This window comes from Martinezella dioscoreae, assembly GCF_009176305.1.
In the GTDB taxonomy this organism is placed as follows: domain Bacteria; phylum Pseudomonadota; class Alphaproteobacteria; order Rhizobiales; family Rhizobiaceae; genus Rhizobium; species Rhizobium dioscoreae.
Map to the genome: position 1 here is coordinate 66745 of NZ_BLAJ01000014.1, position 15257 is coordinate 82001.

General features: G+C 56.1%; 12 protein-coding genes and 1 pseudogene. 5 read left to right on the forward strand and 8 right to left on the reverse strand.

Annotated elements, in window-relative coordinates; genetic code table 11:
* Window positions 1-8: 8 nt before the first annotated feature.
* Entirely contained in the window at window positions 9-1220 is a 1212-nt protein-coding gene (locus GDN47_RS28710) for a type 1 periplasmic-binding domain-containing protein (RefSeq protein ID WP_113366503.1), read from the forward strand.
* A gap of 259 nt (window positions 1221-1479) precedes the next feature.
* On the forward strand, window positions 1480-2430 hold the full coding sequence (locus GDN47_RS28715) for a transglutaminase-like cysteine peptidase (protein ID WP_113366502.1): 951 nt from the start codon (window positions 1480-1482) through the stop codon (window positions 2428-2430).
* A 57-nt stretch (window positions 2431-2487) separates the two neighbouring features.
* Here GDN47_RS28715 and GDN47_RS28720 read toward each other — a convergent pair whose 3' ends face one another.
* From GDN47_RS28720 to GDN47_RS28735, 4 genes are read right to left on the reverse strand one after another with little or no spacing between them, the layout of a single operon-like run.
* On the reverse strand, window positions 2488-3108 hold the full coding sequence (locus GDN47_RS28720) for a ribbon-helix-helix domain-containing protein (RefSeq protein WP_233788619.1): 621 nt from the start codon (window positions 3106-3108) through the stop codon (window positions 2488-2490).
* Between the two features lie 41 nt (window positions 3109-3149).
* On the reverse strand, window positions 3150-4454 hold the full coding sequence (locus GDN47_RS28725) for an HlyD family type I secretion periplasmic adaptor subunit (protein ID WP_113420543.1): 1305 nt from the start codon (window positions 4452-4454) through the stop codon (window positions 3150-3152).
* Complete coding sequence (locus tag GDN47_RS28730; protein WP_113366499.1) at window positions 4451-6604, reverse strand: type I secretion system permease/ATPase; 2154 nt, start codon at window positions 6602-6604, stop codon at window positions 4451-4453. The genes GDN47_RS28725 and GDN47_RS28730 overlap by 4 nt, the downstream gene beginning before the upstream one ends.
* A gap of 21 nt (window positions 6605-6625) precedes the next feature.
* The gene (locus GDN47_RS28735; RefSeq protein WP_162750899.1) at window positions 6626-7981 is read right to left on the reverse strand and encodes a TolC family outer membrane protein; all 1356 of its coding nucleotides are present in this window, start codon (window positions 7979-7981) and stop codon (window positions 6626-6628) included.
* Window positions 7982-9201: 1220 nt separating this feature from the next.
* Here GDN47_RS28735 and GDN47_RS28740 point away from each other — a divergent pair.
* On the forward strand, window positions 9202-9822 hold the full coding sequence (locus GDN47_RS28740) for a GGDEF domain-containing protein (RefSeq protein ID WP_233790173.1): 621 nt from the start codon (window positions 9202-9204) through the stop codon (window positions 9820-9822).
* A 35-nt stretch (window positions 9823-9857) separates the two neighbouring features.
* Here the strand turns inward: GDN47_RS28740 and GDN47_RS28745 are convergent.
* The 4 genes and pseudogenes from GDN47_RS28745 to GDN47_RS28760 all read right to left on the reverse strand — a co-directional run.
* Window positions 9858-10356 (reverse strand): annotated as a pseudogene (locus GDN47_RS28745) (IS5 family transposase); the annotation flags it as partial.
* 75 nt (window positions 10357-10431) lie between these two features.
* Entirely contained in the window at window positions 10432-10734 is a 303-nt protein-coding gene (locus GDN47_RS28750; RefSeq protein WP_113366496.1) for an H-NS histone family protein, read from the reverse strand.
* Window positions 10735-11783: 1049 nt separating this feature from the next.
* Window positions 11784-12446 carry a flavin reductase family protein gene (locus tag GDN47_RS28755; RefSeq protein ID WP_113420548.1) on the reverse strand — a complete coding sequence of 221 codons (663 nt, stop codon included), beginning with the start codon at window positions 12444-12446 and terminating at the stop codon, window positions 11784-11786.
* 95 nt (window positions 12447-12541) lie between these two features.
* Window positions 12542-12997, reverse strand: a complete 456-nt coding sequence (locus GDN47_RS28760) for a winged helix-turn-helix transcriptional regulator (protein WP_113420549.1) — start codon at window positions 12995-12997, stop codon at window positions 12542-12544.
* Window positions 12998-13143: 146 nt separating this feature from the next.
* Here GDN47_RS28760 and GDN47_RS28765 point away from each other — a divergent pair, with 146 nt between their 5' ends.
* Both GDN47_RS28765 and GDN47_RS28770 read left to right on the forward strand, forming a co-directional pair.
* A complete protein-coding gene (locus GDN47_RS28765; protein WP_152094753.1) occupies window positions 13144-14064 on the forward strand; it encodes an alpha/beta fold hydrolase in 921 nt (306 codons plus the stop codon).
* A gap of 502 nt (window positions 14065-14566) precedes the next feature.
* Complete coding sequence (locus GDN47_RS28770) at window positions 14567-14860, forward strand: hypothetical protein (RefSeq protein WP_152094754.1); 294 nt, start codon at window positions 14567-14569, stop codon at window positions 14858-14860.
* Window positions 14861-15257: the final 397 nt, after the last annotated feature.

The window sequence follows — 15257 nt, forward strand, 5'->3', positions numbered from 1 at the left end:
GAGTAGTTGTGCCGTTTGCGATCAGCCTTTCGTTGGACCTTTTGACCGAGCGGCTAGCGCGCAGACTGCATCGGCGACCAGCACGCGGTGCGGCCCTCGTCCTCTGTGCCGGCATCGCCGGCTGTCAGATGGACGGTGTCGGACTTGAGAACAACAGCAAGAAGGACGACATAAAAATGCCGTCCACCGCCATTGAAGAGACCTATGGTGGCGACAGCGGCACGGAAATCACATTGCTGCTGCGCAAGGGCGCGGCCGGTCTCTACGAAGGTCCAGCCCGCGACATACGCGATGGGGCGGTGCTTGGCGTCGGCGAACTCGGCAACAATCAGGTTCGGCTGCGCGTCAAGGATGTTGGTCCGGGTCTTGCTGGCGTTGCCGCACAGGTCGCGGCGGCCAAAGGCCGAAATGCCGCTTTGATCGTCAGCTATTTGCCGCCGGCCGAGACTGCGGCCATTGCCGCCATTCCTCCCGCACAGCGCCCGCCATTGCTTAACCTTGCGAGTGCGACGGCGACAACGGGCGGCGACGTCTTCAATCTCGCCTCGGGCGAAATCGACAGCGCGACCGAGGGCGTCAAGGCGGCAGGTCCCGGGGGTCATAAGAAGGTATCGGCGCTGGTGCCCGCAGATTTTTCTCAATCCGAAACAACGAGATTGGGCAGCGCCATCTGGAACAGCGGCAACACGTTCATGGGGCTAGGTCGTTACGGCGCAAGCGATCAGGCCGCCGATATCCTTGCCAAGAACCGGCCGTTGATCCAGTCAGCCGAAATCGTAGTCATTCTCGGAAACACGTCAGAAGTCGGCGTGGCAGCAAGTGCCGTGCGCAGCGCCACCATTCCCGGCCAGACGTTGGTCGGCACCAACAACTGGCCGCAAGCAGCATATGCAGCTCCGGCTGTTGCAGGCGCATTCGTCGCGACCGACGATACGCAGAGCGGCGGGCTCATTGCCGAGCGTTACCAGCGCCATTTCAATCACCCGCTGACGACCTCTGGCTCCTATGGCTACGACGCCATGGCGATCGCCTCCGGCCTCGTCCGTTCCCAGGGGCCGCAAGCCATCACTAGCGCCAATCTGACAAACAAGGTTGGCTTTCGCGGCACCACCGGACTTTTCCGCTTTAATGCCTCCGGCATGGTGGAGCGCAAGATGGTGATCAACACGATCGAGGGCGGCAAATTGAAGGTTTCCACACAGCCCTCGCAATCGTTCTGAAGCCGGACAATCCCATAGAGCACATTGCACGTCGTTGCGGCGCGGTCACCATCACGATGGCGCCACTTCACCGATGCGGTCTTAGGATTGAACTTACTTGGCAGCCTTGGCTGCATCAGCCTTAATACTTTCTAACTGGATCTTGTAGAACTTTATACTTATTTGATCGCTTAATTTATATTTAATTTATCTACGTTTCCGAACGCCATATTCAGAAGTATCGCGCACTATTCTCTCAAACAGGGGAAATAGTGCACCAATGGAACCCAAGAACAAAAAAAATATACTTGCAGCGCTTGCTGCAGTCTCCTTCGCTCTCGGTCTATCATCACCGACCGCTAGCATGGCGGCGACAGGCGATACCGTGCGCCCAGTCGTCAAGCTGCTTCAGGGCCCTCTGGTGGATACGGCCATCGATCTCTTTGCGCCCACCATAGGAAACGCCGCAAAGGCGATTAGCGGCGTCGACCTCGCTACGCTGAACCAGAGTCTTGTCGCTGCGCCAGGTGGTCTTCCGCATAATGACCTGACCGCATCCGAGCCGGTACGTCCCGCAAAGCCAAGCAACGTTCCTTTAGGCGACTCGGTATTCGGAACCGTCGCCATTCCCTTCAAACATCTTGCCGCGCTTAACAATTTCGCCGGCCCGCTCGCCGAAATCCGGTCAGGTAAATCGCTCGATTGCGGTGCGGGTGGATGCAACGCAGCCGAAACCGCCATAGCCGCGGCTGAAACAAAGATTGCTAGCGCCTCGATCCGCGACAAGATCAATAACATCAATTACACGGTCAACCATGCCATCCGCTACGCCAGCGACATGGAAACCTATCACGTGGCGGATTACTGGGCGAAACCGAGCGAGGCCCTGTCGCACCAGCAGGGCGACTGCGAGGACTATGCGATATTGAAGATGGCAGCACTCTACAATGCTGGCGTCGATCTCGACCAAATGGCGCTGGTCGTTCTCTTCGATCAGCAGCGGCATTTCTATCACGCCGTCCTGTCGGTCTCCGTCAACGGAAACAACCTCATCCTCGACAACATGCGCGATGAGGTTTTGTCCGACAAGCGCATTGCAGAATATCTGCCGCTCTATTCGATCGTGGCTGGCCGCGGCTATCTGCATGGCTCGCGCGATCCCCATGCGCAAGCGGTTGCCGCCGCGATGCCGCTCGCTAAGGTGGTTCCCGGCGAAGGCGAGGTCAACTAACCGAATCCACCCAGTTTAGCAGGGCCGAGTGTCACGCATAGCGAAAGGGATGGCGCCTCAGTGGACGGAAAGATAACCGATCAGCATCAACGCCTCGTGCGTCGGTGCCAACGCCAGATTGATCTGGCCCGTCAGCGATTGCGAGCCGAACCCGATCTTGAAGCCAGTGTTCAGCGTCTTGCCGCGATTGATCGATAAAACGGAGAGTACCTCTTGAACCTGAGTGTCAATTGACAGGCGCAACGTGCGCGCCGTCTGCTGAACATCGTCGATCAGCGTTAGCCGATGGCGTAACATCTTCAGGAAGGCATCGTTGAAGAGCTTGATCCCGCGCTCTTGCGTCAACACCACTGCCGGTGTCGGCGACGCCTGAAGGACGGCGTTGAGATTGGTCAACGATGCCACATGCTCGACGGCATCAAGCCGGTTCAGCGCCCATTTGAAGCTCAGTACGCGCAGCAAGGATGTGAGATTGCCGGTTTCCGGCATTTCAGCCGCCGTATTGGAAACCAGTTCGCCGATGCTGATGCCACCGGCTTCCGACATCCGCCCGAGACCATCCCAATAGATACGCTCCAGACGAATGCCGCGACGCTCGCCGCCGCCGGTTACGGCGCGGAAACGCGGCTCCAGTTCATCACCATCGACCGATGGCAACGCCTCCTCTCGTGCTATCATAGCGGCTTCGTCTTTCCCGCCTCCTTTGCGCATGACCACCCTCACCGCTCTGTCAGCGCTTCGGAGCGCGCTTTGTTGATCGGCTTCATCAGATAGGCCAGGATGGTCTTGCGGCCGGTCATGATCTCGGCGGAAGCCACCATGCCGGGAATAATCGGATAGTGCTTGCCGTCACGCTCCAGCGCCGATTTGTCGGTCTTGATGCGTACGAGGTAGTAAGTCTCGTTCTTGTCCTTTTCGACAAGGCTGTCGGCGGAGACATTGACGACCTTACCGTCCAAGGCCCCGAAGATTGAGAAATCATAAGCCGAGATCTTGATGACCGCCGGCTGGTCGATCCGTACGAAAGCAACGTCGCGCGGCGAAATCTTTGCCTCGATCAGAAGAGTGTCCGCTGTCGGGACGACACCGGCGATAACCTTTCCGGCATCAACGTAGGCGCCGATCGTGTTGACCTCCAGCGTATTGACGATGCCATCGACCGGAGACCGGATATCGGTATGCTTGACCCGATCGGACGCACCGCGGATCGTCTCATCGACGACGGAAAGTTCCGACAGTGCCTGTCCCTTATCGGTCAACGCCTGCTGGCGCAGTTGCAGCCCAAGGTCGGTAGCCTGTAATGTCGCCTCCTTGACGGCCGCCTGCAGCCGATCGAGACTTTCGACATAGACTTTGAGCTGTCCTTGCAGGTCGACAAGGTCTCGCTGGACCTTGAGAACCTCCGTTTGCGCAACGAGCTTTTTTTCACCGAGCGGTCTCAGCAGATCATACTGCTTCTGGGCACCGGCGATATTCTGCGTTAGGCGATCTATGTTGGCGTGGGCTTCATCTAGCTCGTTTTGATGTTGCTTCAGGCGCTGATCGAGAACATCGAGCTTGTTCTTGTAGGAAGCCCTATCCGCCTCGAAGAGCTTTTCCTCGTTGTCGCAAACGTTTTTTGCGGTAGCAAGAATATCAGCCGGACAGACGAACTGCGCGTCGAAAGCGCCCGCCTCCTCCAAGGCCAGACGCTCGACTTTGGCACCGAGCGCTCGAGCTTTGGCAACCGATTCTCCGAGCGTCGATGCCGTCGTCGTATTGTCAAGCTGGATCAGAATATCGCCTTTGTGGACGACCTGTCCGAGATTGACATTGATCTGCTGGACAATGCCAGGCTCGGACGATTGCACGATCTGCGTCTTCGATACCGGGATCACCTTTCCTTCGCCGCGCGCGATCTCGTCAATGTCAGCGAAGGCCGCCCAGGCAACGAACGCAACGATCATCGAGGCACAGAGGCCAAGAATCAGCCGGGCGAATAACGGAGGATTGTCGGGAGTATTGCGGTGAGAGGCACGCATCATTGCACCGCCTTGCGCTGCATCGCCTCGATCACGGCGTTTTTCGGCCCGTCGGCGATAATGCGTCCCTTGTCGATGACGATCAGCCGGTCAACGAGCTCCAGCATGCTATGGCGATGGGTTGCTACTAGCAGTGTCGTTTGCGGGCCGAATGCATTGGTCAGCTTGTTGATCAGATGACGCTCGCTTGCCAAATCCATCGCGCCCGACGGCTCGTCGAGGAAGACGATCTTCGGCTGGGTCAGGAGCAGGCGGGCTATGGTCAATGCCTGCTTCTGGCCGTTCGACAGGTTCGCGCCGCGCTCGCCAACTGGCATATCGAAACCACGGGGATGCGTGGAGACGAATTCATCTACGCCGGTCATTCGAGATACGGCCAGAAGCTCATCATCGGTGGCATCGGCTCGGCCAAGCAGCAGATTTTCCTTCACGGTACCGGAAAACAGCTCCGACGATTGGCCGGCGACAGCGACGGCGGAGCGCACCTCCGCCACGTGATACTGGCGGATGTCGACGCCATCGATCAGTACACGGCCGCTGGCCGGCTGGAACAGCCCATCGAGAAGCCGGCCGAGAGTCGTTTTGCCCGAACCAATGCGGCCGATGATCCCGATCTTTTCGCCGGGCGCAACGGTGAAGGAGAGCTGATTGATGACAGCCTGATCGGAGCCCGGATATTGGAAGGAAACGTTCTGGAAGCTGAATGCGCCGCTGCGAATCTCCCGGTTGACGAAACCGACGGTGGACGGTCGATCATCAGGCTGCTCCATGATCTTGTCGAGAATCCGCAGCGACATGGTAGCCTGGCGGAAGCGCGCCAGGGTCATCGCAATCTGTCCGAAGGGCGCTCCCGCGCGACTCGCCAGCATGACGGTTGCGACGATCGCGCCCATGGCGATTTTTCCGTCGGCGAATTCGTATGTGCCTGCCACCACGATGAGTACACTGACCATCTGTTGCAAAAACATCGTCATGTTCATGGCATTTGACGAGATGTGCTTAATGTCCTCGCTGGTCCGGCTCGAATATTTCGTTAGCTCCTGCCAGCGGCGCAGCATTGTTGCCTCTGCGCGCAAGCTTTTTAGGGTCTCGATCGTCGAAATGGTCTCGACAAGCAGGGACTGGCGCCGAGAGGCTTCGTTCGTCGCCGTCGCCATGCGCCTGCCAATTTGTGCCTGGGCGACAAGACCGATCGTCACCGAAAGGACGAAAGCAACAGCCGGAATGATCACGAGCCAGCCAGCGATCAAATATATGACGATCAGGAAGATCACGACGAAGAGGCTGTCGATTAGCACGCCGATCGTGTTCGAGGTAAAGAATTCACGCACGAATTCATACTGCGTCACGCGATTGGCATATTCTCCGGTCGACATCGGGCGGGATGCCAGCGTCGAGTTCAGGATCTTGTCGAAGATCAGATGCGACAGCCGCAGGTCCGCCTTCCGACCGGCATAGTCGATCAGAGATGCACGGGCTGTCTTCAACAGAAAATCGAAGAGATAGGCCAATGAGATGCCGGCGGTCAGCACCCAGAGCGTTGGGAACGCCTTGTTCGGCAGGACCCTATCATAGACGTTCATGGTAAAAAGCGGTGAGGCCAACGCGATGACGTTGATGAACAGCGCCGCGAGCATGACGCGGGCGTAGGTGCGCCAATACGGTACCAACGCCGTTGCCAACCAGTGCCGCTTCTCGATCTCCATGGCATGGCCGACGCGCGCTTCTTCTGACGAATTCTGATAGTAGAGGGTGAAGGCAAATGCCGCTTGCGGATTAAGCGCGGTAAGCTCCTCCCGCGTTAAACGGGTTGCCGTGCCGGCGACCGGTACAATATCGGTGACGTAAGAACCGCCGTCGGTCATTTCGAGCAATGGCAGAACGCCACCATCAGCAAAGGTGACGATGGCGGGACAGTCGAAATTGCCGAGCCGGCAATCTCGTTCCGTATGCTTCAGGACTTGCAGACCGATCCGTTCCGACAACCGTTCGACATCGTCCAGCTCCATCGCTTCCAGGATTTCGTCCGGAACGCCTGAAAACAGTACAGTATCCGAGTTCGGGCGACCGTAAAACGCAGCGACCGATTTGAATGCCGACTTGAAAGTCTGCAGCGAGACGCTCGCAGACACGTCAGGTGCTACGTTCAACATGGACTATCCAATTCGTAACGATTAACGAATCGGCTCGAGCAGATCCATCGGCAAGCCGGGCTTCTGATGCGAGTCGTATTTGGTGTATCCGGGATCAGCCGTATTCGACGAAACAGCGAACTGATCACGGGCATAAGGCGTCGCCTGATCGACCGGCTTCAGCTTCATCGTCGACAATAGGCTGCCCGACGCTGCAAGGATCTTGTATTCGGCAAAGAGCGACGCAACTTCCGCCGTCTTGGCCAACACCTCCGTGTTGAAGCGAGTGTTCTGGGCATCCAGCAGATCCAGCAACGAGCGCTGACCGACCTTGAATTGCTCGCGATAGGACGTTACGAGCTGGGCATTGGTCTTTTCCTGGCCGTCCAGGATATGAGCCAGCTGTCCCTGGTTGGCGCGCTCGCTCCACGCTGAGCGGACAGATTCATCGACCTCGCGGTAAGTCTGGCTCAGTGCGAAGCGCTGTTCGGCGGCGCGACGAACTAGCTCCTGTTGATGGGCGGTATCGATGCCGCCATGGTAGAGGTTCCACTTGGCGACGACACCGACCTGGACGTCGCTTGTGTTACCCTTGTTGCCGTCGACATCGTCACCGATGCGGGCGCTTCCCACGAGGTCGAGCCGCGGCAGAAACGCAGATTTGGAGCCGCGGACGTCGGCATCGGCAGCATTGACATCAGCCTTGGCCGACGAGATCTGCGGATTGTTCTTCTGGGCGATGAAGACTGCGTCGTCCAACGTCTTAGGCAGGTAACGCGCAACGGAAGCGGGACGATTCGCATTGCTAATCGGCTCACCGACGACCTGAAGGAAACGGATCTTCGTCGCGTCGAGTTCCTTCTTTGCCTCCTGAAGGCGGGCGTTGGCCGCCTGCAGGCGCTCGCGACCTTGAAGACGATCGGCATCCGTGAGCGCGCCACCCTTGATACTGTCCTCGATGTTGCCAACCATCTGCTTGTGGAAGGCGACATTCTTTTCCGCAGCCGCAACGATCTCCATTTGCAGCTGATACTCAAGATAGTCCTGGGTCACTTCCAGCGCCAAGGCTTCCGAGCGCTGCTGGACCCGAAAGGATGCACCGTCGACACGAGCTGCCTGCTTGTCCTTCTGTGCCTTGCGATCACCGCCGTCAAACAACGTCTGAGTAATAGTCAAGCTTACATCAGCAGGATTCAGGTAATCGTGAGTACGCGACAAGGCTCCGGATGTGACATCTGACAGTCTACGGCGACCATAACCGGACTCGAGGTCGACTGAGGGCAGGTAAAGCCCTCTCGCCTGACGCAATTGGAACTCGGTTGCCTCCCGATCTTGCGCGGCCTGCATGATCTGGGGATTGGTTTTCATTGTCTTGTCGATCGCCTGCTGCAATGTCATAGCGCCAGCAGAGCCACTCGATAAAGAATTCATGGCCATCGAAATGCCGATTGCCGCCATCAATCGCGTCTTATAAGCCACGCCTAATATCCCTTCCCCAAACTATACTTCGTAGATACCATTTATAAATCTTGTTCATCTACATGATGTAGACGAAATCACGTTTATTTGTAAAACGGATTCATACTTATTCTCCTGAAACGGTTAATATCGGAGAGCGCAAGCCTTTGCACTGCAAACTCATTGACTATTTTTGGGATATTAACCATCACAGTTTATGTGTTGCATGCTCGCAACAAACATATTAGTCAACAAACATAGAATTTACATAATTTTTTGCAGCCATGCGCCGCCACGATTACGCGTAAACACTAGTAATATCAGAAAGAACTTACTGGCGGGCAGTCCCCTCCGGAAGCACGGATGACGTTAAAGCGAGATTGACAAATCTTCGAAGGCTGAGGAGGCCCATCTTGTCCGCAGGAGCGGCGGTGCCGAAGCACAATCCATGATAATTGGTGTCGGGGTTTACTGCGGTTAGACTCGTCTGCAAATGTGAAGCGCCGTCACGGGCTGTCATTGTTTCTTCGAACCTGTCTCATAGCGCGCTGGGTCGCGCTGTTCCGTGAACAACTTGCAGCGAGATGCCATCTACTGAGGACCAGATCAGGTCGATCAACAGGGGGAATGGCAACCATGGTACAGATTCCTTTGACACTGAAAGAACTGGATAGACCGAGTTGTCCTACCACCTTTCATCGTCGCGATCCTTCGATTGCCCTAGGCTAAGGCCATTGACGTTGACTGTCGCCGTCCATTTTTGATCGGACTACGATTTTTGGATCTATCGTGTTCCGGCATTCGGAAGTGTGAATAATATTTCCTGGAAATTGTTGCTACAACTCTCGGTCAACCCGCTCTTAGGGCCGGCGTTTTTATTTGCGCAGAGAGCTCACCTCGATCAGCTCTAAGCGCAAATCAACATACTGTGCAAAGCAACAAATTTTACAGAATTTCTTAAGCCGGTTTTTTCGAGCCTCTGCTTAGCTGACCTAGCATTAGAGGAGGGGGATAACTCCGACATGATTCTACAACAGCGACATCCCTCTGCCACCATCTTCAAAGCCCTGCGGAGGGCCACACTCGGCGCACTATGCACCGTGGTCGGCTCCGTTGGTCTTTTACTTCTATTATACCTACTGATCCCAGATCGGCCATTTTTGGTCGGATTTGTCGGTGCAGCGCTTATTTCCGCTTTTGTGGCCTTTCCGCTGCTTTTTTCCCTGCAGCTCAACAACAGCGCCCTCCGCCAGATGCAGGAAAAGGTCACCCAGGCGGCTCGCTACGACAGCGTGACGAAGACGCTGAATGGAACTGCCTTTGCCGCGGCCGTCGAGCATTTTATCGACCGGCGCAAGCATGCTGCCACCGATGCCGGCGGCATTGTCATCGCCGTCATCGTCGACACGCTCGACGACATTGGCCGCCGCTACGGGCCACAATGGGCTGACACCGTAATGCAATCACTTGCCTTGATCGTCCAGTCCTCAGTTCGCCGTGACGATCTCGTGGCGCGGCTTGCGACGAACGAACTCGGCATTTTTCTGCCTGGCGCCACGATCGAGGACGCCCGCGACATCGGTACCCGCGTCCGCACGCGCCTCTCCGAAGCTACCTTCAGCGCCGACGGCGCGCCGCTTTCTGTCGCCATCCGCCTCGGTGGTATCTCCTTCGACGGCCCGGCCGACTTCAACCAACTCCGCCAGCTCGCCGACCAAGTGGCCTTCGAGCGCGGCGACGAGGACGACGACATCCCGATCAGCGTGCTGGCGGCCGCATGAGGCTGGCACCCCGCAGCCGCGGCAACTCCAAATACTGCCAGGAGTATCTGACCAGGCCTGACAGTTTCAAACATATCGACGGCCGAACGTCCGCCATGAGCCTGCTCGGCTGTAAGCTTCAGTCGGATTGGGCGGCCATCGGCATCGACGAGGGCATGGATTTTAGTTGTCGGCCCCCGCGCGAGCGACCCATGCAACCGGATCTCTCGTCTGTTTTTGACCGTTGACGGCATGCTGGTGAACGCGGATGGAAGAGCTGTCGATCATCTGGATATCGCCATCGTAAGCGTCTGATATTGCGTTGAGAATACGTGCCCAATGTCCCGCATGGCGCCATCGGTTGAAGCGGTTTACACAGGTCATATAGGGTCCATACCGAGCAGGAATGTCCGCCCAAGGCGCACCCGTTCTCAGTCGCCAGAGAATACCATTCAGCACCCGTCGGTCATCAACGCGCGCCTTGCCACGAACCTTGGTCGGAAGGAGAGGCTCAATTACCGACCATTCGAAATCCGTCAAATCAAAGGGCGCCATCACTAATGTCCCACCATCAGAAACAGTGAAGCACAAACTATATTCAAATCTAAAACTATTTTATGGGTATGTGATCTAGCCCGCGTGGACTTCAAAATCTTCTAAATTTGCGCCGCCATCAATTTTATCTTTCAGCCACTGAGGCATTCGACCTCTGCCGCGCCATGAATTTCCTTTGTCGTCTTTATAGATAGCCTTTGAACTAGGCACTTCTCTTGCGGCCTTCCCTAAGCCTGCTTTGGATAGCTTATCAAGCTCGTTCAGCTCGGCGAGAAGTTGCGACCTGCGTGTCGAGATGATCTTGTTTCGAGCCGTGACTGCATCAGCAATGATTTCATTCAATTCTTTTAGCGACGCCTTGGAAAAATCAATTTTCATCTAAACCGTTCATTTCGTTAATGTGTTTCCACCTGTTGCATCGATTGCCTCAAGCAACGTAATGCAATTAAAGCGTATCCGAGCGCTTTACGAGTGCCATTCTCTATAGGACCATTTGCGCCTAATGTAGAGTCTTTTTGGCGCTGTTATTGGTTAAACTTATTCGAATGAAAGATACCAAACTTGAGACGCTTAAGGAGCGTTGGAAATTCCGCACGGATACAGCGGACCCCGAATTGAGCCGCCGCAGGTTGCACCCCAACTTTGGCCAGCGAGACAACCAGGCGCTTGGTTTTTGGTCCTAAGAGCCCGGCCGAGAGTAGTTAAAGAGAGCATTTCCGGCAGGGGTGCAAATACTCAATGACCCCCCGGCCTCAAACAGAACTACGATGCAGTTATTGATTTTCGCACGTAGGAGCATCGACTTTTTATGAAATGCGAGCCTGCGCACCCCCGACATCATCCCGAGCGATGCACCTATAGGCAAGGAGTGTCTTTAGTGCTATTTTTCGCACATTAAGCGGCGCCGTTATACCAATTGCGGCGTAGTAGTTCTTTTGCAGTTATTTTTTGAAGCGAGAAGAGCGTGACGGAAACAGAAAAGCGTAAGCTTGCCCAACTCATCATGATGAAGCTCCTGCTGATTTTCGGTGGATTAACTGCGTTCGCGGCAGTCGCTCTTTCAACAATAAACTGAGAGTCAAAAAGCATTTTTTGGGCGAGAACTGGATCGCTCGATACCTATGCAAGACGTCAATCTTCATTGATTGCCGGTCATTCGCCGAAGATCGAGGGCGTCACCGGTCGGCGTCTTCGGCGCTTCAAACAAAATTACGCGCGATTGTGGTGGACCGTTCAGAAGGGTGGTTAACCACAGGCAAAGGCTGGCTGAATTATGGACATCACACGCATGAGATTGACGGAGTTCCATTGAGTTCGCGCTACTCTGGGACGAGCTGACCGAACGGCCGTGAGTTAACTCGCGTGATGGGCCATAACTTCATGTGCGGCCCCAATTTCTCAGTTGGGCGTCGTTGCGATTGGATGCATCATCTCTCGGCCTTGAACGTGCGGCCGAGATCCGGCCCGATGCCGAAATAATGTCGAAACACGTAAATCAGCGGGCTCCATCTGCTGGTATCGATATGATGGGTGCCGGCGACGACGATATCCTTGTGCGCGTGGACACGAAGAACCTTCGCCTCGATGATGGAGAAGCCTTCGGCACGCTCCGAGGGCCAATCCCCGCCGGGAGGATACGCCGCCACCACCTCCGCCTCGAATTGGATCGGACATTCAACGATGCGCAGAGGCCGCACGAGATCGGCTGTCTGCGGCGTAAAGCCGCCCACGTCGAATTTATCGGCCTCGAAACGATAGCCGATCTTTTCCTTATGCGGGGGAACGGGATCGCGGCCGGTCGTCGGTGCGATCGCCTCGACCTTAGTCCACAGCTCCGGTGACGGGAAATTCAGCACCAGTTGGCGCTCGCGCAGGAGATTTTCTCGCCCCTTGCTGGTCGATGTCAGGCCAAGGACGATACGATCATATAAAGCCCAAACCGAGGACATCGGCGAGATATTCGTCGTGCCATCAGGGTTGAGGCTCGTAATCAGCACGACGGGAGTGCCGACATAAAGCACGCTGGGCTTGATTTCGATATGCTCGCGGTCGCCATCGGCCGCGCGGGATTCGGCTGTCTTCGTCAACATTGCAACTCTCCTTTGAGAGTTTCAGTGTAACCGACATGGAGTCTCAAATAGTTCGGCCGTGACCGAACTATTTCCTGACGACGGGCGCGCCAGCCTCATTCCTCAGGCGACGGCGCTACGATCATCGTATCTTCAGCCATAAGCATCCGCCCATCCTGCGCCCGCAGTTCCAGCCGCCGCACCGGCAGCTTTGTCGCTCTGTCGACCAGCATCACATGCGGCTCATTGGGCTCGAAAAAGAAATCCTCGCCCCATTGGCGAAGCGCGACCAGCAGAGGAAACAAGCCCTGCCCCTTCTGTGTGAGCACATATTCTTGATAAGGGCTACCGTCGGAGGCCGGCACGGTAGCCATGATGCCGTGCGCGACGAGATTGCGCAGCCGGGCCGAGAGGATGTTCTTAGCAAGCCCGAGGCTCTTCTGAAATTCGCCGAACCGCCGCAGTCCATCGAAGGCATCGCGGATGATCAGCAGCGACCACCAGTCGCCGATCGCATCCAGTGGCCGCGCCACCCCGCACATCGAATCCTTATGACTCACTCTCTTGGCCATGCCACCCTGCCCTCGGCTATTTTCATGTCTGCCGTCACGACCGCGATCAGACGTCTGATCAGGAGTTCAATGTATTGGTTGCAAAATAAAACCGCAAGAGATAATGGGATTAAGGTTTCAAATTAAAACCACCTTGGAGAACCACTGTGATTCCTGCCAATGAAACATTCGCCGGTACATTCCCCTTCGCGCCGCATTTCACCGAGGCACCTGGCTTCCAGATGCATTATGTCGACGAGGGACCTCGCGACGGCGAGACCATCCTCTGCCTGCATGGCGAGCCGACCTGGGGCTATCTGTTTCGCCATCTCATCTCGACACTGAGCCGCACGCACCGCGTCGTCGTTCCCGACCAAATGGGGTTTGGCAAAAGCGAAACGCCGGCCGTCCGTAGCTATTGGCTGCAGGATCATATCGCCAATCTGGAGACCTTCGTGCTTGCGCTCGACCTCACAGACATCACGCTCGTCATGCATGATTTCGGCGGCCCGGTCGGCATGGGCTTTGCCGCTCGTCATCCTCACAGGATTCGCCGCATCATCTCGGCTAATGGACCAACGTCCTTCGGCCAGGCCGATGTTATCGATCGGGCGGTAGCGAACGCCGCCGTATCGCCGTGGTTTCAATGGATCATCAAGGCCGAGGCCGACGGCACGCTGGAGCCGGTGCTCAACAATCTCGGCTACAACATTCTCAGCACGCTCAAGCTCAATGGCTTCGAAAACAATGCCATCATCAACGGCACCTGGCTCGAAGCCTATGGCACTCCTTTTGCCACCGCGGCCGACTGCCTTGGCGCGCTCGGCTGGGCCAAGGGCTTTGCGAGCGGTGCCCACCAGTTCGAGATACCCGATCCGGCCGCCGAGCGCATCATCCGCAGCAAACCGGCGCTCGCCATCTGGGGCGAGGCGGACCGGACGCTGCATGGCGAGCATTTCCTGCCGCTCTTTACCGCCCTCTTCCCGTCGGCGCCAATCAAGCACCTTTCAGGCGTGGGCCATTATTGCTTCGAAGATGCGCCGGAGACGATCTCAGGTCTGATCGCGGATTTCCTGCAGCGGACATGAGGCCATCAGGTCAAGGCAATCGCAACCGAAAACAAGAGAGCGGGAAACCTTCCCGCTTGCACTTCGTCGATCTTGCCTCTTCCTTGCCCATGACGCGTCCAGACAGGACACAAAGCCCAACAATTGACACCTTAACTAGATACCTATCCAATTGGCATTCTCGGTGTTTACGACGCCGTTCCACGTGGTTATTCACCAAGCGTTTGAGGCAAATGACCACACGATCGCAAGCCATTGTCACGACAGCCGAGGACCGCCCGCGCGACGGATGAAACGATCCCGTCAACGGCTCCATCTCCTCGTACACGCTGCTCGTCAGCGGCATCATCCGCAACCGAAGCATCAGCGCCGCATCGTCGACGCGCCCCTCAATTTCGAGGATACCGGATTAGCCCGTAGGGAGCTATTTTTTACGGGCGGAGCAAACTGACGGTAGATATGAATGTATCGCCGTGACGATGAAGCCCAATAGCTGCTTGAGACGTTACTGTTCACGCTAAATGTGATCGTCGACCATGAGGAACACCGGCACCGGATCACCCAAGGCTTTCTGGATGCGAAGCAATTGATAGCCACGAAATATAGGGACGAACCCAGTGCTCAACCGGCCGTAGAGGCATGCCTTAGAGAATTCGCTACCCTCAAGGATGCGAATGATTTTGCCGCAGCCGGGTGGATGATGGCTGCGATCCGGGAGCGGTTGACCGGGCAGGACCTGCCGGAGTTGGAAAAGCTCGAAAAGCTTGCATACGAGGCGATGTCATTCCTGCCCGTAAAGAAGCACCGTATTCAGTAGCGTGGCCGCCGACCATCCAATGCGCCTTAGCGGGAAAGAAAAGATATAGGGATGCACCTATATGGCGAAATCACGCTCTAGACATTCGCGTAGCTTTAAGAATTAATTCGATCGGCGGGCTACGAAGGGATGATGGACGCGATGGACGAGGATCTTCATAATATTGAACCAGAATGGAAAAGTGCCTTGGCAATTGTTGCTCTGGTGCTTGCCTGTATATTTCTGATTGCTGGTCCATTTTGGCTCTGACGCGCCATGTCACCCGCTTATCCATGACTTTGGGTTTCGCGCCCGCATGATAGTGAGATGCGGAGCTTTAATACCCCCTGAAGAATTCGGCGTGCAGGATAATTGCGCGAAACTGGTGCCTCCCTATCAAAATTTCGTTTGAAGCGCC